Origin of the sequence: Nostoc sp. DedQUE07 (assembly GCF_034530975.2) — a bacterium.
GTDB lineage: Bacteria > Cyanobacteriota > Cyanobacteriia > Cyanobacteriales > Nostocaceae > Nostoc.
On the sequence record NZ_JAVRCC020000015.1, the window covers coordinates 72,661 to 95,294 of the forward strand.

A 22,634-nucleotide genomic window follows, 5' to 3' on the forward strand; every position below is an offset into this window, starting at 1 on the left:
AGACAAAGGACAAAGGACAAAGGACAAAGGACAAATAACAAAGGACAAAAAGTCATGTCACGTATTGGTAAACGTCCAATTACTATTCCCGCCAAAGTTCAAGTGGCGATCGATGGTACGAATATTGTGGTGAAAGGCCCGAAAGGAGAACTTTCTCGCACTCTCAGAGATAATGTCTCACTCTCTCAAGAGGGGGAAATATTACACGTAAATCGTCGGGATGAAACTCGGATATCGAAGCAATTGCACGGCTTGAGCCGCACTTTAGTTGCCAACATGGTCGAGGGAGTTTCCCAAGGTTTTCAGCGCCGTTTGGAAATTCAAGGTGTGGGTTATAGGGCACAAATTCAAGGGCGTAACCTAGTTTTGAATATGGGTTACAGCCATCAGGTGCAAATTGAACCACCAGATGGAATTCAGTTTGCCGTAGAAGGTACCACTAACGTCATTGTTAGCGGCTATGACAAAGAAATCGTCGGTAACACAGCCGCCAAAATTCGTGCTGTTCGTCCACCAGAACCTTACAAAGGTAAAGGCATCCGCTATGCCGGTGAAGTGGTCAGACGGAAAGCTGGTAAGACTGGTAAGGGTGGTAAGAAGTAGAAATGAAACTTACTCGTAGAGAATCAAAAAACCGTCGTCATCGACGCGTTCGTGGCAAAGTTATTGGCTCCCCAGAACGTCCGCGTTTAGCGGTATTTCGTTCCAATGAGCATATTTATGCCCAGATAATTGATGATACTCAGCATCAAACCATCGTGGCAGCATCGACTGTAGAACCAGAGTTGAAATCTAGTTTAGCGTCATGTGCAAACCGTGATGCATCGGTACAAGTTGGGAAGTTGATCGCAGTGCGATCGCTAGAAAAAGGCATCACCAAAGTAGTCTTCGATCGTGGTGGTAACTTATATCATGGTCGTGTCAAAGCACTAGCTGATGCAGCACGCGAAGCTGGTTTAGATTTCTAAAGTCATTGGTCATTAGTCATTAGTTATTGGACAAATGACAAAGGACAAATGACAAATGACAACTGACAAATGACGTTCACCAGAGCATAGATTATGGCAACAGAGCGTAAAAGTAGAACAAAGCGTGCCAAAAAAGAAGAAACCACTTGGCAAGAGCGGGTTATCCAAATCCGCCGCGTAAGTAAAGTGGTCAAAGGTGGTAAAAAACTCAGCTTCCGAGCGATCGTTGTCGTTGGTAACGAACGCGGTCAAGTTGGAGTCGGAGTAGGCAAAGCTTCAGATGTAATTGGCGCAGTTAAAAAAGGCGTAGCTGACGGCAAAAAACACCTCATTGATATCCCAATTACTAAATCCAACTCCATCCCCCATCCCATTAATGGTGTCGGTGGCGGTGCAAAAGTGATTATGCGTCCAGCCGCACCTGGTACTGGGGTAATTGCTGGTGGTGCTGTGCGGACTGTGTTGGAATTGGCAGGAGTTCGTAACATCTTAGCCAAGCAACTTGGTTCCAACAATCCGCTCAATAATGCTAGAGCAGCAGTCAATGCTTTATCTACATTGCGGACTCTTTCTGAAGTCGCGGAAGATCGCGGTATTCCTATTGAAAGTCTCTACATTTAATTAGTCATTTGTCCTTAGTCAGTTGTCCTTTGTTCTGAACAAATGACCAACTACAAATGACAAATGACAAATGAGAAACGACAAATGAGAACTTGATAACTTATGAGACTCCATGATGTTAAGCCGCAAAAAGGCTCAAAGAAACGTAAGCGCCGTGTAGCTAGAGGTATTTCTGCTGGTCAAGGTGCTAGTGCAGGTCTAGGTATGCGTGGTCAAAAATCTCGTTCTGGTAGCGGGACTCGACCAGGTTTTGAAGGTGGTCAACAGCCATTGTACCGCCGCCTACCTAAACTGAAGGGCTTTCCGATTGTTAATCAGAGGATTTACACTACGATTAATGTAGAGAAGCTAGCCTCTCTTCCCGCGAATACGGAAGTAACTTTGACCTCATTGAAAGCCGCAGGTATCCTGACTGCTGTCAAAGGGCCATTGAAAATTTTAGGTAACGGGGAATTGAGCATTCCGCTCAAGGTACAAGCGGCAGCTTTCACAGGTTCAGCTCGTAGCAAAATTGAGGCAGCTGGTGGTAGTTGTGAAGTCTTATGAGTGAGCCGGAACAGCGCACTTAAATGCAAGCCAACTCGCTGCCAGTGCTTGGTTCACTATAAAGGTAGCACTCTATGATCAGTCGAGATAAAGCCCCAACGGCTCAAGAAACTTTTATGCAGATGGCGCAGGCAGCTGGTCTCAGAGGTAGGCTGCTTGTCACCGTCGGTATTTTAATTTTGGTTCGCCTGGGTATTTTCTTACCCGTTCCAGGGATTGATAGACCAAGATTTGCCGAAGCCATATCGGGCAGTAATTCCATATTTGGCTTATTGGATATATTTTCCGGGCGAGGACTTTCGACTTTGGGAGTCTTTGCTTTAGGAATTTTGCCCTTCATTAATGCGTCTATTATCATCCAATTGCTTACTGCGGCGATTCCATCTTTAGAAAATTTACAGAAAAATGAAGGCGAAGCAGGTCGGCGAAAAATATCGCAAATTACCCGCTATGTCACTGTAGGTTGGGCAATTCTTCAAAGTACAGCTTTTTCGGCATTATTCCTCCAGCAATTCGCCTTAAAGCCAGGGCCAATCTTTGTCGCTGAAACTGCGATCGCTCTGACTGCTGGTTCTATGTTCGTCATGTGGGCATCAGAACTAATTACAGAACGGGGTATTGGAAACGGGGCATCTTTGTTGATTTTTGTCAACATTGTTGCGTCATTACCAAAAGCTTTAGGCGATACCATCGACTTGGTGCAAGTCGGCGGTCGGGAAGCAGTGGGTCGCGTAATCGTCCTGATCTTAGTTTTCCTCGCAACAATTGTTGGTATTGTGATTGTTCAGGAAGGAATGCGCCGCATCCCAATTATTTCGGCTCGTCGCCAAGTAGGTCGGAGAGTTTTAGCCGAGCAGCGTAGCTATTTGCCACTGCGGCTAAATCAAGGCGGTGTGATGCCAATTATTTTTGCTGCTGCCATCCTCAGTTTGCCACTGCTGATCGCCAATTTTACTAAAAATGCCGATTTGGCGAATATAGTTAACACTTATTTGAGTCCAAGCGGTTCTAGCTCTTGGGTCTATGCCTTGGTCTACATGATTTCCATTGTTTTCTTCAGCTACTTCTATTCTTCGTTGATTCTCAACCCAGTAGATGTAGCACAGAACTTGAAGAAAATGGGTTCTAGTATTCCTGGAATTCGTCCCGGCAAGGCAACTAGCGAGTATATCGAACGCGTGTCCAACCGACTAACTTTTTTGGGTGCGATCTTTTTGGGCTTCGTCGCTATTATCCCCACAGCCGTGGAAAGCGCTTTGAATGTAAAAACTTTCCGGGGCATCGGTGCGACATCTTTGTTGATTTTAGTTGGTGTGGCAATTGAGACAGCCAAACAAGTCCAAACTTATGTCATCTCTCAGCGCTATGAAGGAATGGTGAAATAATAGTGACGCGATTAATCTTCTTGGGACCACCTGGAGCGGGTAAAGGAACACAAGCTCAAACTTTGGCTGAACACTTGAATATCCCCCATATTTCTACTGGTGAAATATTAAGACAAGCCATGAAAGAGCAGACTCCTTTAGGAATAAAAGCTCAAAGCTATGTTGATAGCGGCGAGTTAGTACCTGACCAGCTAGTGCAGGACTTGGTACAGGAACGCCTCGATCGACCAGATGCCAAAAATGGTTGGATTCTTGATGGCTTTCCCCGAAAAGTGACCCAAGCAGCTTTTTTGGAGAAGTTACTCGAAGCAATATATCAAGGTGGCGAAAAGGTAGTCAATTTAGATGCACCAGATGAAATTGTCATCGCGCGTTTGCTAGCTAGAGGACGAAAAGATGATACTGAAGAAGTGATTCGTCGTCGTTTAGAAGTGTACCGCGCGGAAACTGCACCTTTAATTGATTATTATGGCGATCGCAAAAAACTCCTAACAGTCAATGGCAATCAGTCCCAAGAAGATGTCACTAATGAACTACAAAAGGTAATCGCTTCTTGAAAAAGAAAGGGCGAGGGCATGAGGGAGACAAGGAAGTATGGGAGGAGCTACCTACAGTAATTCTTTCCCAATGCCCAATGCACCATGCCCCATGCGCCATGCCCTTCTACAAAAAAAAGATCAATTTTAGCTAAGATATATTAATAAACTGTTGATATATTTCTTAAAATGTGTTTCTTTGCAGATGAAGCGCTGCAACTGAACACGAAATTGTTGAGTTGAGGAAAAAACAAATTGTCTAAGCAAGATTTGATTGAAATGGAAGGCACGGTTACAGAGTCCTTGCCCAATGCGATGTTTCGCGTTGACTTGGACAATGGTTTTAATGTGCTAGCACACATTTCCGGCAAGATTCGCCGAAATTATATCAAGATTTTGCCCGGCGATCGCGTCAAGGTAGAGTTAACCCCCTACGACTTGACCAAAGGCAGAATCACCTATCGACTACGAAAGAAGTAACTATATGTAGAGAATTATACCATAAAACCATTTTTTTGACTGTTTCTTAGTCATTTAACTGGATTAATTTTCCTAAAAATGCTATAATTTTATATTTGGAGTCAAAAAATAAAAGGCATGAAAGTTAGAGCCTCTGTCAAGAAAATTTGTGAAAAATGTAACGTGATCAAACGTCGTGGTCGCGTTATGGTGATTTGCGTGAACCCCAAGCACAAACAACGTCAAGGATAACGCTCTTACCAATAGAGCTAGTTGCAGGACGCATATCATCATTAAAACGAAAAGACGCGATTAATCACGTTTTTCCAACCAACAGTAATTGCGAGAACAATAGGGAGAGTTCATTGTGGCACGTATTGCCGGAGTAGACCTTCCACGCGATAAGCGCGTCGAGATCGGTCTGACTTACATCTATGGAATTGGTTTATCACGTTCTCAAGAAATTATAGCGGCTACTGGTGTGAACCCAGACACTCGCGTTAAGGACTTAAGTGATGCCGATGTGACAGCCCTACGAGGGGAAATAGAAACCAACTATCAAGTTGAAGGCGACTTGCGGCGCTTGGAGTCTTTGAACATCAAGCGCTTAGTTGACATTGGTACCTACAGAGGTCGTCGTCATCGTATGGGCTTACCAGTCAGAGGACAAAGAACTCGCACCAATGCCAGAACCCGTAGAGGCAGAAGGCAGACAGTGGCCGGGAAGAAAAAGGCTCCAGGGAAATAATTTTGCAACGCTTGCTAATGCGAGCAAGTTTTACCTTAAATCAACTAAACAAGTATGGCGAGACAACCAACTAAAAAAACCGGGAGCAAGAAGCAGAAACGGAATGTACCCAGTGGAATGGCATACATCCAGTCTACTTTCAACAATAGCATTGTCACCATTACCGATCAAAATGGAGATGTCATATCCTGGGCTAGCGCTGGTTCTAGCGGTTTTAAGGGAGCAAAAAAGGGAACTCCCTTTGCAGCGCAAACCGCAGCTGAAAGTGCAGCTCGCCGAGCTATCGATCAAGGAATGCGCCAAATAGAGGTAATGGTCAGTGGTCCAGGAGCAGGTAGAGAAACCGCTATTCGGGCACTTCAAGGAGCAGGACTGGAAATTACACTGATTCGGGATATTACCCCGATTCCTCACAATGGTTGTCGTCCACCCAAGCGCCGTCGAGTTTAAATACCAAGACTTGGGCTGGGCAGTGAGGACGAAAAGTTACAGCCAGCAATGACCACTTGAGCGTCTAACGTTCAAACTGTCATTGAGTTAAAGGTTGGGCGACCAGAAGCACGTCAGATTTTCCCGTCGGGAAAGCTGCTAAACTTCGGGCTACCCAAAATATTATTAATCAATTTTGGATTTTAGGTTTGCGATTTTAGATTGAACCCGACTATAAGGGTGCTGGGCCTCGTGGATTTTAAGTTGATGATTTAAGATTTGTTCCGCCAATAATTAAGAAGTGGAGCATGAACGAAAGAAGCACAATCCAAAATCCAAAGTCCAAAATCGAAAATTGGCAGTCAATTCTGGAGGCAATTGATTTGTCTGCTAGCAGCACCTTAGAAAAAGGGAGGCTCATCCGTGGCGCAGTTTCAAATTGAATGTGTAGAGTCGAATACCGAAGAAAGTCGGAACCATTACAGCAAATTTGTATTGGAACCTCTAGAACGCGGTCAAGGAACAACTGTTGGCAACGCACTGCGGCGGGTTTTACTGTCTAATTTAGAAGGTACAGCAGTTACAGCAGTGCGGATTGCGGGCGTTTCACATGAATTCGCTACAGTTCCGGGCGTGCGGGAAGATGTGCTGGAAATCCTCATGAGAATGAAGGAAGTTATCCTGAAAAACTATTCTTCGCAGCCTCAGATTGGGAGATTACTCGTTACCGGTCCAACAACAATCACTGCGGCGCATTTTGATTTGCCCAGTGAAGTAGAAATCATCGATCCGACCCAGTATGTAGCCACCATCGCTGAGGGTGGAAAGCTGGAAATGGAATTTCGGATCGAGAAAGGCAAAGGCTATCGCACTGTAGAGCGAGGACGTGAAGAAGCCACATCGTTGGATTTTCTTCAAATCGACTCGATATTTATGCCAGTGCGAAAAGTCAACTACAGTGTTGAAGAATCTCGTGGGGAAGGCTTGATTCCAAAAGACCGACTACTGTTGGAAGTTTGGACAAATGGCAGTGTTTCTCCTCAAGAAGCACTATCTTCTGCTGCTGCGATCTTGGTAGATTTATTCAACCCGTTGAAGGACATCTCCCTAGAACCAACAGACACAGGTTCGGATATTCCAGACGACCCAACTGCCCAGATACCCATCGAAGAGTTGCAACTTTCTGTGCGGGCATATAACTGTCTCAAACGGGCACAAGTTAACTCTGTGGCAGATTTGTTGGATTATACCCAAGAAGACCTCTTAGAAATTAAGAACTTTGGGCAGAAGTCAGCAGAAGAAGTCGTGGAAGCTTTGCAGCGACGCTTGGGCATCACCCTGCCAATGGAAAGAGGCTCTAAACACCCTTAAGAAAAACCGTTCATAATTCATAGTGCATAATTATGCGTCACCGTTGTCGCGTCAAAAAACTCAGTAAACCAGCCGATCAACGCCGTGCTTTACTGCGATCGCTTGCCACCGAGCTGATCCGTCATGGTAAGATCACCACCACTTTAATTAGAGCGAAAGTTCTCCGCAGTGAAGTGGAAAAAATGATCACTCTAGCTAAAAATGGCTCCTTGGCAGCACGTCGGGAAGCTCTTGGCTATATCTTCGACAAACAACTAGTTCACGCTCTATTTGAGCAAGCTCCTACTCGATATGGCGATCGCCAGGGCGGTTATACCCGCATCCTGCATACCGTACCGCGTCGGGGTGATAATGCAAAAATGGCAATAATTGAATTGGTTTAAGTCATTTAGTCATTGGTTATTGGTCATTAGTCATTAGTCATTGGTCATTAGTGAATAACAAAGGACAACTGATAAAAGACAAATGACAAAAAACAAATGACAAAGGACAAAATCTGTATGTTAGAAAGCCCCCAGCCTACACAAACTCATCGAGTAGCCTTGGTAATCCAATACCTGGGCACTCATTTTCATGGCTGGCAACGGCAAAAACAACACCGGACAGTCCAAGAAGAGATCGAAATTGCGATCGCGACTATTCTTGGGCATCATGTAACACTACATGGGGCTGGGCGAACCGATTCAGGAGTTCACGCTGCTGCTCAAGTAGCCCATTTTGAAGCTACAGGTTTTATTCCGCCTCACAAGTGGGCAACAATCCTCAACAGCTACCTGCCACCAGATATATTAATCAGGGCTTCAGCTAGTGTCGATAACCGTTGGCACGCTCGCTTTAGTGCAGCCTATCGACGGTATCGCTACACAATATATACTGAAGATCGGCTTAACTTGTTTGTAAGACCCTTCAGTTGGCATTATTATTATGCACCCCTGGATGAATCTTTAATCCAAGCTGCCTTGAAACCTCTCTTGGGAAAGCATCACTTAGCTGCTTTCCACCGTGCAGGCTCAAAGCGATCGCATTCCTGGGTAGAGGTGCAAGCAGCAGAGTGTCGTCGCAGTGGGCCATTTATCCATATTGAAATACAGGCAGATGGATTTTTGTATGGCATGGTACGGCTGTTGGTAGGGATGCTGGTACAAGTAGGTTCTGGAGAACGAACACTTTCTAGCTTCACCGAACTCTGGAAAGAAGAACGTCGGGAAGAAGTGAAATATGCCGCACCGCCTCAAGGCTTGTGCTTGTTGCGAGTCGGCTATCCCGATTTTCCCTTTCCAAAAGAGATTTGGTACGACACCTTGCCAAAGTTCGTCACTAGTCAAGAGTCATTAGTCATTGGTCATTAGTCATTGGTCATTAGTGAATAACTAAGGACAAATAACAAATAACAAATGACAAAGGACAAATAACAAATGACAAAGGACAAATGACTAATGACAAATTAAAAATGACAAAGGACAAATGACAAATGACAATAGTTAAAACATACCTTCCTTCTCAAGCAACCCTTGAGCGTGAGTGGTACATAGTAGATGCCACCGATAAACGCCTCGGTCGCCTCGCCAGCGAAATCGCTCAGGTATTAAGAGGCAAAAAGAAACCCGAATATACGCCTCATTTAGATACAGGTGACTTCGTAATCGTCATCAATGCCGAGAAAGTAGCAGTTACAGGCAAAAAGCGCACTCAAAAGCTTTACCGCCGCCATTCTGGTCGCCCTGGTGGGATGAAAACCGAAACTTTCGCTAAACTGCAAGAGCGCATACCAGAGCGGATTTTAGAACAAGCTGTTAAAGGTATGCTACCTAAAAATAGCCTCGGTAAGCAGTTGTTCACCAAGCTGAAAGTTTACGCTGGGCCTACGCATCCTCATGATGCTCAAAAACCTAAAGAACTAAAAGTTAGTACAATTCCTGGAGAAGAAAATTAATGGTAGTAGCAGATGCTAATAGCGGTCGCGCCGTATACTGGGGTACTGGCCGTCGTAAGAACGCAGTAGCACGGGTACGCTTGGTTCCAGGCACTGGTCAACTGATTGTGAACGGTAAAGATGGAACCTTGTATTTCCAATTCAACCCCAACTACCTGGGAGTGATTAAAGCACCCCTGGAAACTCTGGGACTAGAAAACGAGTATGACATTTTGGTAAAAGCAGAAGGCGGCGGCTTGACCGGACAGGCTGATTCTGTTCGTTTGGGAGTTGCTCGTGCTTTGTGCCAACTCGACCCAGACAACCGCCCACCTTTGAAAACCGAAGGTTATTTGACTCGCGATCCCAGAGCAAAAGAGCGGAAGAAATATGGTTTACATAAAGCTCGGAAAGCACCTCAGTACTCTAAGCGATAAGCGATTGGGGACTAGGTACTGGATACTGGGTAGAGTAAATTAGGTATTAAGGATTGAGTATTAGGAAAAGTCGGTTTTTTATCTCTTTCCCAGTCCCCAATCCCTAGTCCCCAGTCCCCAATCCCTAACCCCAATTGAAACCTGAAAGTTATAATTGATATAGATTCATCACAAAAAGAACAATGGCTAAAGCTGATATTCACCCCAAGTGGTATCCAGATGCTAAAGTTTACTGCAACGGTCAAGTCGTTATGACTATTGGCTCTACAAAGCCAGAATTGCATGTAGATGTTTGGTCTGGAAATCACCCATTTTACACCGGCACTCAGAAGATTATTGACACTGAAGGTCGAGTAGAGCGCTTCCTCCGCAAGTACGGCATGAGCAGCACTCAAACATCTGGCGACGAACAAACCAAAAAGTAGCGGGTTGGCTCTGCTGTTAACGACGGCCCTGCATCAGCTGGGTCGATTTTCATTTATATGCTCGAGCCAATTTGTTATTTTTTAAGGAGCGATCGCAATCGTCATGGCTGAATCATACTTACTGGACAAACTAAAATCCGTTGAACAAACTTTTAATGAATTAACACGTCGTCTTGGCGACCCTGATACTGCTAGCAATCCTGATGAATATCAAGAAATTGCTAAGTCTCGTTCTTCTTTGGAAGAGGTCGTTAATACTTATGAAATTTGGAAAGCAGCCCAAGAAGACTTGACCGGAGCGCGTCAAGTTTACAAAGAATCTGCAAGTGACCCAGAGTTGCAAGAAATGGCATCACTGGAAGTAAAAGAACTTGAAGAAAAAATAGAACATTTAGAGTCTCGCTTAAAAGTCTTACTGCTACCACGCGACCCCAATGATGAAAAGAATATCATGTTGGAAATTCGCGCTGGTACTGGTGGCGATGAAGCAAGCATTTGGGCTGGCGATTTGATGCAGATGTACACCCGCTATGCCCAGACTCAAGGTTGGAAAGTTTCTCTAGTGAGCGAATCTAAAGGAGAAATGGGTGGCTGGAAAGAAGTCATCCTCGAAATTAAAGGTAATGATGTTTACAGCCAGTTAAAATTTGAAGCTGGAGTACATCGCGTGCAGCGCGTGCCGGCAACTGAGTCTGGTGGACGGGTTCATACTTCCACAGCCACCGTAGCGATAATGCCAGAGGTCGATGATGTGGAAATTCACATTGACCCGAAAGATATTGAAATGACCACAGCTCGTTCTGGCGGTGCTGGCGGACAAAACGTCAACAAAGTGGAAACAGCCGTTGACTTGATGCACAAACCGACAGGGATTCGGATTTTCTGTACAGAAGAACGCAGCCAGTTGCAAAACAAAGAACGGGCCATGCAAATTCTGCGGGCGAAGTTGTACGAAATCAAGTTAAGCGAACAACAAGCAGCTGTAACTTCCATGCGGCGATCGCAGGTTGGTACTGGATCGCGATCGGAAAAAATTCGCACCTATAATTATAAAGATAACCGCGCTACCGATCACCGCTTAGGTCAGAATTATTCTCTTAACCCTGTTTTGGATGGTGATTTAGAAACGCTTATCCAATCTTGTATATCTCTAGACCAACAAGAACGTCTCGCGGAGTTAGCGACTTCTGCTGCTAACTAATTTTTGCTATTAAGATTCCTGTAAAACCACTTGTTGTACTGTTCCTTTTAACACACACAGGTGGTTTTCTAGTATCGTGTGGAGTGCATCTTCCATTTCACTGGGATAATGGTAATAGGACTTACGCATCGTACATAAGTACTAAACACAATTTGGGTATTTTAGCCATGTTTTGCATCCAGCGATCGCAAATGTCGGAATAAATCAGGGTTATCTGAAGCCTCTGAAAAGACTAAATACCGTAGTACACGTTTTGGTTGATTTGTATAGTGCGTAAGTCCTAGGTAATAGGCAAATTCGTACTTCATGACGTAATTTAGCTTTGCCCATTCCTTTAGGGTTTGACAGGTATAAATTAACTTTTGGGCTTCTTCTTGCCAACGCGCAAAAATCCGATAGCTAAAAAAGCTGCTGCATATATTGCCTTTTGCATCCCAGTAAGAAATACACACTTGATGCTTCAAAAGGCGGATTTTTTTGATTTGCTTAACATCGTAGCCTTTAACTTTTAAAGCTTCTTTGGTTTCTGCGTCAGAAATGTTCCACTGTTCTGGTTTAATTTTATTAGTGGCTATAAGGTTTTTTCCTTTGCGGCGATATTGGTTAATTTTGCGTGGCTTGCGAAACATGATGCACCTTCGATATTATTTCTTCGCAGCAAAGTTAAGCTACTAGCACAAGCGCCGTAGCAAACTAAGTTTTTTGGGTTGGTTAAAGATAGATGGGTTAGTCTACTAGCTTGATGCCTGTAGTTGCCGACTTACAACTAGAGATATAGTTTAGTACTAAAACACAAGGCTGTCAATATAAAAGTAAACTTGTAATATTGAAAGTAGACTTGTAAATAAAGTTGGCTAGCTATATAAGCAGTGAAGATCGAAAGCAAACAAAAACTGATTGAAATCATTAAACTAGCTCGCGGTTCAATGAGTCAGCGAGCGTTTGGTAAGCTTTTGGGAGTATCTGCTACTGCTGTTCAGATGTGGGAAAAAGGTGTGAAGGTGCCAGATACAGAAAATTTGGCTCGAATCGCATCGAAAGCAGGCTACACAATGGAAGAGTTAATCAGCTGCATTGATGGCAAGCCAATTCCAGAAACCTCAGATTTGAGTCTGATTCTTAGACAAATCCAGCACATGCCTTTGGCCCAAGTGGCTCAAATTGTCCAAGCTGCGGCGGAGAGATTGGCGGCTGTGGCTGAAGCATCCGGGGATGAGGCGAAGGCTAGTTGAATATTTGTTCAGAATTGAATTGAAATCATTAAAATATAACGTTTCTCGTTTGTATGCAGTATACTCTGACCTCTCTCCAAACCTCTCTCCTTTTAGGAGAGAGGCTTTGAATTTTACTCCCCTTCCCTTGTAGGGAAGGGGCTGGGGGTTAGGTCTGTATTGGACTGAACCCAGAAGCGCTATAGCTCTCGTTTCTTAACTCTATGGACAAACCTTTTTTGTATGACCAAGACTTCTATGGCTGGACACAGCAGCAGGCTAAAGCGTTAGAGCAGAGGCTAGTTATGGAACTGGACTGGCAACACCTGCAAGAGGAAATTCAAGCTTTAGGGAGACAGGAGTATCGGGAACTCGTGAGCCGTCTGAGTGTATTACTCGGTCATCTCTTGAAGTGGGAGTATCAACCCGAACAACGCTCTCGCAGTTGGTTTTTAACAATTCGAGAACAGCGCCGCGCCATCCATAGGCATTTACGACAGAACCCCAGTTTAAAGTCTCGAACAGAAGAAGCCTTGTTAGATGGCTTTGAAGCGGGAGTCGATTTGGCGCTACGAGAAACTAACTTACCATTACGAACTTTTCCAGAGCATTGCCCCTATTTATTTGATGATGCGATCGCAGACAATTTTCTGTGCGATACTCGTCAAGAATGGGAAGGATAATTCCTACTATTTTTATGACGCTCATTTGTTATTTAGAGACACGTTATCCCTTGATCTAACAGATGATGCCCAATATTTGTAAGTAAGTAGGTGGGCTGAATTAAAGCTGAATTAAATATATAAATAGATTGACATGAAAACGTTGTACTGATTGAAAAGCTACTAAAAGTTAATTGCACACACCTACTTAGTCAAACTTCCTCAATTTGGAAAAGGAACATTGCGAAACTCAATATTGTTCCCCCGATTATTATTGGACTTTGGACAAAAAATAAGTGTTAGCGTAAATTTTGGGAGAATAAAAAATTAGGCATCATAAATTACCGCAGTTATTTTACAAACTGAGTTAAATTCTTAAAGCCTAAGAAAATTTACGCTGCTTTTTGTTTATTGGTGTTGATTTTGACAGTTTCTTGACAACGGGATGCTTAGTTCGTTGGGTTTGAGCCTGACCTTTGACGACAAGACAGAGTAAATAACTTTAGGGAAAACAAATTGAATCAACTTTACCGTGATGAGCGTATAAACCGAAACCATCAGCAAACTGAATTGCAGTTTCTCCATCAGCATGGAGTTTGCCGTAATTATCAAGCAGTAATTTTGTAGGTCTATCACAAATTATGTAATGTATAGGCATTGGTATAAACCACCAACCACACTCAGTACATAAATCTTTGTAAACCTGCCATTGCTCCTGGTTATGCTGGCAATCTAGTTCATTGATGCAATAGTCGAATAGTCCAGCATAGCTTGCCCATTCCTAATCAGGATAAATAAAGTTATCGTAAAAACGACCAAAAGCGTCAGGACAATCTTTCAACTCACTACTTAACCTTTCGCAAAGCCAATCCCATAAAACATTCCATAATTGCGTATGAATTCTACTACCTACTTTATCCGTAAGATTTTCATCTAAAACTTTCCAAATTTCTAGACTGATTTGAGGATTCAGTCCGCTTGGATATAATTCCGTATTTAAATCCCACCATAAATCAGTTCTTGGTTGACCTTCGCCACAAATAGTTTGTAAGCTAGCTACCTGATTAATAATTTCATCATCACTAAGACCGTTGAAGTTAGCTGTTGCAAGTCTTAACTCAGCACTAAAAGCAGCATACGGACTCTCAAAAAAAGTGATTTCAGGCATTGTAAAACTTTCAGCATAAAAATTGTATACATCTTCTAGTACAGCCAATACTCTATTGCGATTTATACGCTCTATAGATAAATTAATCGCTCTCCATTTTTGCTGATAAGATGCGATGGATTCTTCTTGTTGAGATGTCAGTTTTGTAATCATCGATAATTATTTTGTAGAACACAATCGCTTGGAACCTTGGTAATGAGCGAGGCGATCGCATCGCTAATTTTGGCTGAGTTAAAGGTTCTGGTAGAAATACGTAATGGCTGTACAAACTAAGTCCGTCTGCATGGGTTCCAGCAAGTTGGAACCCACAGAGGTGTGTTTTGTCTGTATAGCTGCGATTTCTAATCGCCAAAGCTAGAGTATTTTACTGGCAGTTAAGGAATAAATGGTTTTAAAATGGTGCAATCTTAAAATATTTAGGGGTGCAGCTATGTCACTACGCAACGAACCATTAGATTGGCATTTTGAATCAAATGAGCCTTATATCCCAGTTTACCATAAAGGTGATTTAGTGGGATTTTTTAAACCAGAATATGCTGGCGAAATTATTAAGTTTTTAAATGAAGAAGAAGTTTTAAAAAAAGCACTAAAAATGGCTTGTACTGATTTAATTAAAAAACTGGGAGGCGATACCAGGAAAGTATATTATTTAATGGAAAAATATGTAAAAACTAGTGAACGTCCAAAGTATGGAACTAGAGCGATCGCAGTTTTACTTCAAGATAGGCAAAAAGAGCTTGACTTGAGTAATCAGGAGTTTGCTAAATTCTGCGACACCTTTAAATTATCTCCAACTGAACTGAATAATATTTATGCTGGAGAAGCATTTGATGATAGTTTATTAGCGCCCCTTTCACGGATATTAGGGATGGCAAAAGAGCAATTGCTGAAAGTGCGAGATGGTTCTGGAGAAACAAGTAACACATGAACAGCAAATCAAAATATTCAAATGATATAAAATTGTGAAAACAGACATCATGTTTTATCGGCTGTTTCAAGAATTACCTGATATCTTTTTTGAACTACTTGGTAATCTTCCAGAAGAAGCTAGCCTTTATCAATTTTCATCAGTTGAAATCAAACAGCCTTCAGAATCGATGGTGTGTTTTTGCCTACACAAGGAAGCGAGAACCCGATTTACTTTGTTGAAGTGCAATTTCAAGCTGATGGGGAAATTTATTCACGGCTAATTGCAGAAATATGTTTATACCTCCGTCAAAATCAACCATCAAATGACTGGGGTGCTGTGGTTTTATACGCAAACAGGAATGTAGATACAGGAGATATCAAACATTACCGTGAGTTTTTCACAAGTGGGCGCGTCAGGCGCATTTATTTGGATGAATTAGGTGAAGGTGGATCGCTTCCAATTGGCATTGCAACTGCTAAATTAGTAATTGCAACCGAAGACATTGCGATCGCACAAGCAAGGGAGTTGATAGACAGAACCAAGTCCGAGATAAACTCACCATCAAAACAGCAGCAATTATTACAATTTATAGAGACTATTTTGTCTTACAAATTTCCTGCAATGAGTAGGGAGGAGATGGAAGAAATGTTTGGCTTAAGTGAGTTAAAGCAAACCAGATTTTATCAGGAAGCCTTTCAGGAAGGGGTTGAACAAGGCATTGAACAAAGTGAGGTTAGAGGTGAGATTAAAGGGAAACTAAAAGCAGTACCAGCAATGTTGGCAGCAGGGTTGACTGTAGAACAAGTAGCAGAGGCGTTAGATTTGAGTGTTGAAGAAGTTGGACAAGTAATATAAAGCCAGCCTTGAGATAGATGTGGTAAATTTTATCCGTGGCTCAAGCCAAATTTAGTTTGCGCCTCCCCGACTCGATCGCGACGAATTTATAGTTAATTTTTGTTAATATTAGAGGCGGTGTTAGTACTTCGTCCTCAACCACCCACTCCCTACCTGAGAGAAACTTAATGCTGCGACTAGAACATATAAGTAAAATTTATCCCACAGGCGAAGTTCTCAAAGATATCAACTGGGAAGTTAAACCAGGCGATCGCATTGGCTTAGTCGGTGTCAACGGTGCTGGAAAATCTACCCAACTCAAAATCATCTCCGGGGAAATTGAACCCACCGCAGGCGAAATTATCCGTCCTAATAGCTTACATATAGCCTACCTCAACCAAGAGTTTGAAGTAGACCCCACCCGCACCGTTAGAGAAGAATTTTGGACTGTCTTCAAAGAAGCCAACGAAGTACAGTTATCTCTGGCGCACATCCCACAAGAGATGGAAACGGCTAGCCCAGAGGAACTAGATCGACTGATCGACAAGTTGGATCGCTTGCAGCGCAAATTTGAAGCCTTGGATGGCTACAACTTAGATGCACGCATCGGGAAAATTTTACCAGAGATGGGGTTTGGGCTAGAAGATGGCGATCGCCTCGTCAGTGCTTTCAGTGGTGGTTGGCAAATGCGGATGAGTTTGGGTAAAATTTTGCTGCAAAAACCCGACTTGTTGCTACTGGATGAACCGACTAACCACCTAGATTTAGAAACCATTGAGTGGTTGGAAAATTACCTCAGAGGACTGGTTACGCCGATGGTAATAGTCTCCCATGACCGGGAGTTCCTTGACCGCCTCTGCACTCAAATTGTGGAAACTGAACGTGGCGTTTCCAGTACTTACCTTGGTAACTACTCAGCATATTTGTCACAAAAAGCCGAAAGTCAATTAGCACAACTTAGTGCTTACGAACGCCAACAGAAAGAATTAGAGAAACAGCAAACCTTTGTTGATAGATTCCGCGCCAGTGCTACCCGCAGTACCCAGGCAAAAAGCCGGGAAAAGCAACTCGAAAAAATTGAGCGTATTGAAGCACCCATTGCTGGGGTAAGAACTCTACATTTCCGTTTTCCACCTGCACCCCGCAGTGGACGCGAAGTAGTGGAAATTCAAGATTTAACTCATCTTTATGGTGATAAAATCCTGTTTCTGGCAGCAAACCTCCTCATTGAAAGAGGCGATCGCATTGCATTTCTTGGCCCCAACGGTGCTGGAAAATCTACCCTTCTGCGCGTAATTATGGGTATGGAACCACCCACAGAAGGTATCGTTAAATTAGGCGATCATAACGTTATCCCCGGTTACTTTGAGCAAAATCAAGCTGAAGCCTTGGACTTAAAGAAAACTGTCATGGAAACTATCCATGATGAAGTTCCCGACTGGGATAATCAAGAAGTCCGCACGCTTTTGGGACGCTTCTTATTTACTGGTGACACAGTATTTAAGGCGGTTGGGGCATTAAGTGGAGGAGAAAAAGCTCGTTTGGCGTTGGCAAAAATGCTCTTACGTCCTGCTAACCTACTAATTTTAGATGAGCCGACAAACCACCTAGATATTCCAGCTAAAGAAATGCTGGAAGAGGCGCTCCAAAACTATGATGGCACGGCAATTGTAGTCTCTCATGACCGCTACTTTATTTCTCAAGTAGCAAATAAAATCGTCGAAATTCGTGATGGTGAATTCCGCGTCTATTTAGGAGATTATCATTACTATCTCCAGAAAATTGCCGAAGAAAAAGAACAGGCAAAGTTAGCTGCAATAGAAGCCGAAAAAGCAGCGAAAAAAGCTGCTAAAGCTGCTAAAGCTTCTACGAAAAGGAAATGAGAAACTAGAAAATGGCTTAGTAGTAGCGTTTTAGCGCTATTACTAAGTAATCATTCCTGATGAGCGTTCCAAAACGTCACAGAAAAACTACTAAAATTTAAAAAATATTTCCAAAAACCGCAAGTCCTTCGTAAAAGAAGTTAATAAGCAAAAATTCACTTGCGGCGTGGATTAGCAGTGGTATCATTCGGGTATTACAAAAAGTAAAGGGCAATTTTACTATGACCAAAGCACCTGTTGCTCCTGTGGTGCTAGTCATTTTAGACGGATGGGGCTACTGCGACCAAACGCGAGGAAACGCCATTATTGCGGCTAAAACTCCCATTGTGGACAGTCTATGGGCAGCTTACCCGCATACCCTCATCCACACATCAGGAAAAGCCGTAGGGTTGCCAGAAGGTCAAATGGGCAACTCGGAAGTTGGTCATTTGAACATTGGTGCTGGACGAGTGGTACCGCAAGAACTTGTACGCATCTCCGATGCAGTCGAAGACGGTTCTATTGCCTTAAAACCAGCACTTGTCAAAATTTGCCAGGAAGTTCGTTCTCGGAATAGCAAGCTGCATCTAGTCGGGCTTTGTTCTGAAGGAGGGGTACATTCGCATATCACCCATCTATTCGGACTACTTGAGTTAGCCAAAGATCAGCAAATTCCAGAAATTTGTATTCACGCTATCACCGATGGTCGTGACACCGCCCCAACTGACGGTGTAAGAGCGATCGCGCTACTGCAAAATTATATAGACCGCACAGGAATTGGGCGCATAGTCACCCTCAGCGGTCGCTACTACGCGATGGATCGCGATCGCCGCTGGGATCGAGTCAAACGCGCCTACGACGTGATGACCCAAGATGGTGTAGGTGATAATCGCACGGCTGTAGAAATCTTGCAAGCATCTTATGCCGAAGGGGTAAAAGATGAATTTATCAACCCAATCCGAATTGCACCAGGCGCAATAGAACCAGGGGATGGGGTGATATTTTTCAACTTCCGCCCCGATCGCTCCAGACAACTGACTCAAGCTTTGGTCAGTCCCACGTTTAATGGTTTTGAAAGGCAGCAAATCACACCACTGTCTTTTGTCACTTTTACGCAGTACGATCCAGACTTACCCGTGGCTGTAGCCTTTGAGCCTCAGAATCTCAGTAACATTCTGGGAGAAGTTATAGCCAATCATAGTTTGAATCAGTTCCGCACCTCCGAAACAGAGAAATACGCCCACGTCACCTATTTCTTTAATGGGGGTCTGGAGGAACCTTTTCCCGGAGAAGATCGGGAACTAGTAAGTAGCCCGATGGTAGCAACTTACGACCACGCCCCAGCAATGTCAGCAGCAGCAGTTACAGATGTTGCGATCGCTGCGATTCAAAAGGGTATATATTCCCTAGTTGTGATTAACTATGCTAACCCAGACATGGTAGGGCATACGGGTCAAATAGACGCTACCATTACAGCAATTGAAACAGTCGATCGCTGTTTGGGACGTTTGTTAGAAAGCGTTATCAAAGCCGGCGGTACAACAATTATTACTGCCGATCACGGCAACGCTGAGTATATGCTAGATGAAGGGGGTAATCCCTGGACGGCTCATACTACTAACCCAGTCCCCTTCATCTTGGTGGAAGGAGAAAGAGTTAAAATCCCTGGATATGGTACAAATGTCGAACTGCGAAGCGATGGCAAGCTATCCGACATCGCCCCCACAATTCTAGAGATTTTACAGCTGCCTCAGCCACCAGAAATGACCGGGCGATCGCTGCTGAAAACAGCAGAATACGAGCTGCAACGTACTCGCACTCCCGTGCAAGTAGGGCTGTAAAACAGTAATAGTGAGGAGTTAAGAGTTAATAGTCAAGAGTGATGAATTAAAACTTTCTTAACTCCTAACTCCTAACTCCTAACTCCCAACTTCCAACTCCCAACTCTGACTCCCTGTTTGAAAACTTGTTATAAATGAGATTCCTACCATGACAGTTAGTAATATCGTGCAAGGCATTTGGGCATTTTCCGCCACTGGTTTGATTATCTTGGTTTTACTGCATAGTCCCAAAGGTGATGGCATTGGTGCCATTGGTGGACAAGCCCAATTATTTAGCAGCACCAAAAGTGCAGAAAACACCTTAAACCGAATTACTTGGGCATTGACAGTAATTTTTCTCGGTTTAACAGTAGTTTTAAGTGCTGGTTGGCTGCCTAAATAAGGATAGGTAAATGGGGAAAAGAACCCAACACCCGATACTTAACACCCTAATAAATTTAATTTCACGACGGTTAATTACAGCTCTTGCCTTGTTGATTGGCACAGGGCTGTTAGTCATTTTTACTAATATCCAGTTGAGTAATGGGTTTGCAATAGTACCAGAATATATACATTCAGATTTAATAATTTCTCTCCCCACTTCCTCAAAACCCCATCCCTTACCGCCCACACTGGCGCAGTGGCAAGATAACACTAACAGTGGTGACTACTTTTCCCAAATCACAACAACCCAAGTTGGTTATTTAGTCTGGTCACAATTTCCTATTCGAGTTTACGTAGAACCACCAAAATCTGTCAGCGAAAAACAAGCTCAAGCATGGGTTAATGGTGTCTTGCAGGGTGTACAGGAGTGGAGTACTTATTTACCTTTAACAGTAGTCGAACAGCCAGAAGTTGCTGATATTACGATTGTCCGAAAAGCGCCACCTCTACAAACTTCGCCTGGTAGTAATATACCCCGTGCGCGATCGGCACAAACGACTTACGAGTTATACACCAGCAACAAAATTTTATCCCACCGCTTCACCATCTTGTTAAGCCCTAGTCAAACAGGTGAGTATCTCATTGCAGCTACCCGCCACGAATTCGGTCATGCATTGGGAATTTGGGGTCATAGTCCGCTACAAACTGATGCTTTATACTTTTCTCAAGTTCGTAACCCGTCACCTATTTCTGCCAGAGATGTAAATACTCTAAAGCGGGTTTATGAACAGCCAACCAGTTTAGGATGGTCTTTAGTGGATAATTCAAAGATTAATTGATTGATAAGTAATACCCTAACGTCTGTCAGTAATCCAAGCCTCTCGCTGTTGTCCCTGAATCGACTGTACCATTCCAAACCTTTCCTCAATTTTGCGTGGCAGAGTGTATATCCCAAAGATGTAAACGCAATCTTCTTCTGGTTGATGTGTCAAAACACGAACTCTGGCTTCGTTATTTTGTAAACGATCCATGAAAATAGATGCACAAATTTCAACATCTTCAGGAATCTCATATACTTCTTTTGAAAAGGTGAATCTCTTCTCCAAACTATTTGCAATTTGATCGATAACGTTTTGCTCCGGCAACGGAGTTGTGAAGGAATAGACGTATGTTCGGCAGCACTTTCCATCTTCTAGCTGCTCTAAGTCAGGGATATTTATCAACTTTATCTGACTTGCATCATACTTCATTTCGTTAACTTTCTTTAGTCAGGTATCTGTATTCATAAATCACAAATAATTGTATGATTAGAATACTAGCCTATGCTGGCTAACATTGTTGCTCGATCGCACTCATTAGCATCTTAGAATTTCCAGTACGATCGCACCTTTTCCTTTTCCTTACGCTCTACGACTTAGTGGTAGAGGTCGCTGTGCTAAAACTCCTTTATATAGTTCTTCCAGCAGACTAATATTTTTACTAAGGGTATAGCGGTCTAATACACGCACTCTAGCTTTTTGCCCCAGTAGGGTTGTTAACTCTGGATGGTCTTGCAGCACTGGCAAGAGGGTTCTCAATTGCGATCGCGCTGTTTTGGTACTAATAACTACACCTGCACCCTTTTCTAATACTTCTCCATCTGCACCCACATCTGTTGCTAAACAAGCCAACCCACATGACATTCCTTCTAACAGAGATAAGGACAAACCCTCTACCAATGAAGGCAAAACAAATACATCTGCGCCCCGCAAAATTTCAATGCGTCGGTCTTCATCAGCGACAAATCCCAACCAGATAATGCCGTATTCTGAACCATAAAAAGGCTCTAAGGAAGACTTTAAAGGGCCGTCGCCAACAATTAGCAACTTCGTACCAGGACTCATTGCCGACTGCTTCCAAGCGCGGAGAAGAGCCTCGACATTTTTCTCTGGTGCTATGCGACCCTGATAGACAAATAAACGTTCGGCTTTAAATTCTGCTTTGATTTGAGAAAATCCTGGAGAATACTTGGCAGTATCAACACCATTGGGAATTACGGCAATATTTTCTTCTCTTACACCCATCCCTGCCAATAATTCTCGCTGAATTTGGGAAAATACAATCACGCGATCGTAGTTAACTAAAAAAGGCGCGTAGAGCTGATAAGCCAAAAGTTGTGTTCCTGATACCAGTTTTGCACCCTTGCCAGCAAATGGCGTGTGAAAAGTGGCAACTAGGGGCAACCTCAGTTCCTCACAGATTTCCGGTAGAAAAAAGTCTAGAGGAGATAAGGTCAAGGAAGCATGGACTACATCTGGTTTGATTTCCCGCAGTGAATCGGTTAAAACTTTGGTGGCTTTAAAAGTAGGAATTGTGTAAACTTGGGACTTGTAAATGAAAGGTAAAGAGACCTCTCGAAGATTTGGCCAATTATCAGGTTCAGACTCTTCCTGGGCGAAGTGAAGAAAGCTAACTTGATGTCCCCTATCTAGCAAGGCATTTGTAATTTCTCGACTGTAGGTGACATTGCCGCAAAAGGGTGATTTTTTTCCAATCCAGGCTATACGCATTCTTTATTTAGCTGTAAGAAAAGCGGGTTTAATCTATTAATTATGTGTCCTTTGTGATTTTTATTTTATCTAGCTATACTTGCTGGTTTTTTTATTTATTAAAAATTCCCACAACTTTCTACTAGTTTAAAAGCTTATTGTCAGCTAATTAAACCAGTTGATTGATGGCTTTATTTATTTTAGTTATAAGTTGTTA

The 22,634-nt window shown here is 43.2% G+C and carries 30 protein-coding genes and 1 pseudogene; 25 read left to right on the plus strand and 6 right to left on the minus strand.

Annotated elements, in window-relative coordinates:
* The first annotated feature begins 54 nt into the window (after positions 1-54).
* From rplF to prfA, 17 genes are all read left to right on the plus strand, one after another.
* Positions 55-603 carry a 50S ribosomal protein L6 gene (gene rplF / locus RMZ95_RS14280; protein WP_322672228.1) on the plus strand — a complete coding sequence of 183 codons (549 nt, stop codon included), beginning with the start codon at positions 55-57 and terminating at the stop codon, positions 601-603.
* Between the two features lie 2 nt (positions 604-605).
* Entirely contained in the window at positions 606-968 is a 363-nt protein-coding gene (gene rplR, locus RMZ95_RS14285) for a 50S ribosomal protein L18 (RefSeq protein WP_099101131.1), read from the plus strand.
* 93 nt (positions 969-1,061) lie between these two features.
* The gene (rpsE, locus tag RMZ95_RS14290; RefSeq protein ID WP_322672230.1) at positions 1,062-1,589 is read left to right on the plus strand and encodes a 30S ribosomal protein S5; all 528 of its coding nucleotides are present in this window, start codon (positions 1,062-1,064) and stop codon (positions 1,587-1,589) included.
* 102 nt (positions 1,590-1,691) lie between these two features.
* On the plus strand, positions 1,692-2,135 hold the full coding sequence (gene rplO / locus RMZ95_RS14295) for a 50S ribosomal protein L15 (protein WP_322684762.1): 444 nt from the start codon (positions 1,692-1,694) through the stop codon (positions 2,133-2,135).
* A 74-nt stretch (positions 2,136-2,209) separates the two neighbouring features.
* Positions 2,210-3,520 (plus strand): preprotein translocase subunit SecY, encoded by a 1,311-nt coding sequence (gene secY / locus RMZ95_RS14300; RefSeq protein ID WP_104906409.1) that lies wholly within the window; start codon positions 2,210-2,212, stop codon positions 3,518-3,520.
* Positions 3,521-3,522: 2 nt separating this feature from the next.
* Positions 3,523-4,077 carry an adenylate kinase gene (locus RMZ95_RS14305; protein ID WP_322684761.1) on the plus strand — a complete coding sequence of 185 codons (555 nt, stop codon included), beginning with the start codon at positions 3,523-3,525 and terminating at the stop codon, positions 4,075-4,077.
* Positions 4,078-4,311: 234 nt separating this feature from the next.
* Positions 4,312-4,536: a translation initiation factor IF-1 gene (gene infA / locus RMZ95_RS14310; protein WP_006276978.1), complete on the plus strand. Its 225-nt coding sequence runs from the start codon at positions 4,312-4,314 to the stop codon at positions 4,534-4,536.
* A 117-nt stretch (positions 4,537-4,653) separates the two neighbouring features.
* Complete coding sequence (gene rpmJ, locus RMZ95_RS14315; protein WP_015129703.1) at positions 4,654-4,767, plus strand: 50S ribosomal protein L36; 114 nt, start codon at positions 4,654-4,656, stop codon at positions 4,765-4,767.
* Between the two features lie 115 nt (positions 4,768-4,882).
* Positions 4,883-5,263 carry a 30S ribosomal protein S13 gene (gene rpsM / locus RMZ95_RS14320; protein WP_104906411.1) on the plus strand — a complete coding sequence of 127 codons (381 nt, stop codon included), beginning with the start codon at positions 4,883-4,885 and terminating at the stop codon, positions 5,261-5,263.
* Between the two features lie 54 nt (positions 5,264-5,317).
* Positions 5,318-5,713 (plus strand): 30S ribosomal protein S11, encoded by a 396-nt coding sequence (gene rpsK, locus RMZ95_RS14325; RefSeq protein ID WP_069070761.1) that lies wholly within the window; start codon positions 5,318-5,320, stop codon positions 5,711-5,713.
* 402 nt (positions 5,714-6,115) lie between these two features.
* Complete coding sequence (locus tag RMZ95_RS14330; RefSeq protein WP_322672233.1) at positions 6,116-7,063, plus strand: DNA-directed RNA polymerase subunit alpha; 948 nt, start codon at positions 6,116-6,118, stop codon at positions 7,061-7,063.
* 32 nt (positions 7,064-7,095) lie between these two features.
* A complete protein-coding gene (gene rplQ, locus RMZ95_RS14335; RefSeq protein WP_100901254.1) occupies positions 7,096-7,446 on the plus strand; it encodes a 50S ribosomal protein L17 in 351 nt (116 codons plus the stop codon).
* A 117-nt stretch (positions 7,447-7,563) separates the two neighbouring features.
* Positions 7,564-8,412: a tRNA pseudouridine(38-40) synthase TruA gene (gene truA / locus RMZ95_RS14340; RefSeq protein ID WP_322684797.1), complete on the plus strand. Its 849-nt coding sequence runs from the start codon at positions 7,564-7,566 to the stop codon at positions 8,410-8,412.
* Between the two features lie 128 nt (positions 8,413-8,540).
* Positions 8,541-8,996, plus strand: a complete 456-nt coding sequence (gene rplM / locus RMZ95_RS14345) for a 50S ribosomal protein L13 (protein ID WP_322672303.1) — start codon at positions 8,541-8,543, stop codon at positions 8,994-8,996.
* Positions 8,996-9,412, plus strand: a complete 417-nt coding sequence (rpsI, locus tag RMZ95_RS14350) for a 30S ribosomal protein S9 (protein WP_104906415.1) — start codon at positions 8,996-8,998, stop codon at positions 9,410-9,412. Before rplM ends, rpsI begins: the two co-directional genes overlap by 1 nt.
* Before the next feature lie 182 nt (positions 9,413-9,594).
* Positions 9,595-9,837, plus strand: a complete 243-nt coding sequence (gene rpmE, locus RMZ95_RS14355) for a 50S ribosomal protein L31 (RefSeq protein WP_012410697.1) — start codon at positions 9,595-9,597, stop codon at positions 9,835-9,837.
* A gap of 103 nt (positions 9,838-9,940) precedes the next feature.
* On the plus strand, positions 9,941-11,038 hold the full coding sequence (prfA, locus tag RMZ95_RS14360) for a peptide chain release factor 1 (protein WP_322684760.1): 1,098 nt from the start codon (positions 9,941-9,943) through the stop codon (positions 11,036-11,038).
* Positions 11,039-11,199: 161 nt separating this feature from the next.
* On the opposite strand, the gene RMZ95_RS14365 is transcribed toward prfA, so the two are convergent.
* Entirely contained in the window at positions 11,200-11,667 is a 468-nt protein-coding gene (locus RMZ95_RS14365) for a hypothetical protein (RefSeq protein WP_322684799.1), read from the minus strand.
* 240 nt (positions 11,668-11,907) lie between these two features.
* Between RMZ95_RS14365 and RMZ95_RS14370 the strand changes: the two genes are divergently transcribed.
* The gene (locus RMZ95_RS14370; RefSeq protein ID WP_094328443.1) at positions 11,908-12,270 is read left to right on the plus strand and encodes a helix-turn-helix domain-containing protein; all 363 of its coding nucleotides are present in this window, start codon (positions 11,908-11,910) and stop codon (positions 12,268-12,270) included.
* A gap of 203 nt (positions 12,271-12,473) precedes the next feature.
* Positions 12,474-12,932 carry a DUF29 domain-containing protein gene (locus RMZ95_RS14375; RefSeq protein WP_322672236.1) on the plus strand — a complete coding sequence of 153 codons (459 nt, stop codon included), beginning with the start codon at positions 12,474-12,476 and terminating at the stop codon, positions 12,930-12,932.
* A gap of 481 nt (positions 12,933-13,413) precedes the next feature.
* Here the strand turns inward: RMZ95_RS14375 and RMZ95_RS14380 are convergent, their stop codons facing one another.
* The 3 genes from RMZ95_RS14380 to RMZ95_RS14390 are packed head-to-tail and all read right to left on the minus strand — an operon-like array spanning position 13,414 to position 14,431.
* A complete protein-coding gene (locus tag RMZ95_RS14380) occupies positions 13,414-13,656 on the minus strand; it encodes a DUF6745 domain-containing protein (RefSeq protein ID WP_322684827.1) in 243 nt (80 codons plus the stop codon).
* Positions 13,657-13,692: 36 nt separating this feature from the next.
* Positions 13,693-14,232 carry a hypothetical protein gene (locus RMZ95_RS14385; protein ID WP_322684800.1) on the minus strand — a complete coding sequence of 180 codons (540 nt, stop codon included), beginning with the start codon at positions 14,230-14,232 and terminating at the stop codon, positions 13,693-13,695.
* A complete protein-coding gene (locus RMZ95_RS14390; protein WP_322672238.1) occupies positions 14,162-14,431 on the minus strand; it encodes a hypothetical protein in 270 nt (89 codons plus the stop codon). Before RMZ95_RS14390 ends, RMZ95_RS14385 begins: the two co-directional genes overlap by 71 nt.
* A gap of 78 nt (positions 14,432-14,509) precedes the next feature.
* Here RMZ95_RS14390 and RMZ95_RS14395 point away from each other — a divergent pair, with 78 nt between their 5' ends.
* The 6 genes and pseudogenes from RMZ95_RS14395 to RMZ95_RS14420 all read left to right on the plus strand — a co-directional run bounded on the left by RMZ95_RS14395 (position 14,510) and on the right by RMZ95_RS14420 (position 20,728).
* Entirely contained in the window at positions 14,510-15,007 is a 498-nt protein-coding gene (locus RMZ95_RS14395; RefSeq protein ID WP_322672239.1) for a hypothetical protein, read from the plus strand.
* Positions 15,008-15,041: 34 nt separating this feature from the next.
* Positions 15,042-15,844: pseudogene (locus RMZ95_RS14400) on the plus strand (Rpn family recombination-promoting nuclease/putative transposase).
* Positions 15,845-16,011: 167 nt separating this feature from the next.
* A complete protein-coding gene (locus RMZ95_RS14405) occupies positions 16,012-17,706 on the plus strand; it encodes an ABC-F family ATP-binding cassette domain-containing protein (protein ID WP_322684801.1) in 1,695 nt (564 codons plus the stop codon).
* Positions 17,707-17,927: 221 nt separating this feature from the next.
* On the plus strand, positions 17,928-19,526 hold the full coding sequence (gpmI, locus tag RMZ95_RS14410; RefSeq protein WP_322684802.1) for a 2,3-bisphosphoglycerate-independent phosphoglycerate mutase: 1,599 nt from the start codon (positions 17,928-17,930) through the stop codon (positions 19,524-19,526).
* 148 nt (positions 19,527-19,674) lie between these two features.
* Positions 19,675-19,908, plus strand: coding sequence for a preprotein translocase subunit SecG (secG, locus tag RMZ95_RS14415; protein WP_118167599.1), 234 nt, complete (start codon positions 19,675-19,677; stop codon positions 19,906-19,908).
* A 10-nt stretch (positions 19,909-19,918) separates the two neighbouring features.
* Positions 19,919-20,728 (plus strand): peptidase, encoded by an 810-nt coding sequence (locus tag RMZ95_RS14420; RefSeq protein ID WP_322672243.1) that lies wholly within the window; start codon positions 19,919-19,921, stop codon positions 20,726-20,728.
* A gap of 15 nt (positions 20,729-20,743) precedes the next feature.
* Here the strand turns inward: RMZ95_RS14420 and RMZ95_RS14425 are convergent, their stop codons facing one another.
* Both RMZ95_RS14425 and RMZ95_RS14430 read right to left on the minus strand, forming a co-directional pair.
* A complete protein-coding gene (locus RMZ95_RS14425; protein WP_322684803.1) occupies positions 20,744-21,139 on the minus strand; it encodes a hypothetical protein in 396 nt (131 codons plus the stop codon).
* A 150-nt stretch (positions 21,140-21,289) separates the two neighbouring features.
* Positions 21,290-22,438, minus strand: a complete 1,149-nt coding sequence (locus tag RMZ95_RS14430; RefSeq protein ID WP_322672245.1) for a glycosyltransferase family 4 protein — start codon at positions 22,436-22,438, stop codon at positions 21,290-21,292.
* Positions 22,439-22,634 lie beyond the last annotated feature (196 nt).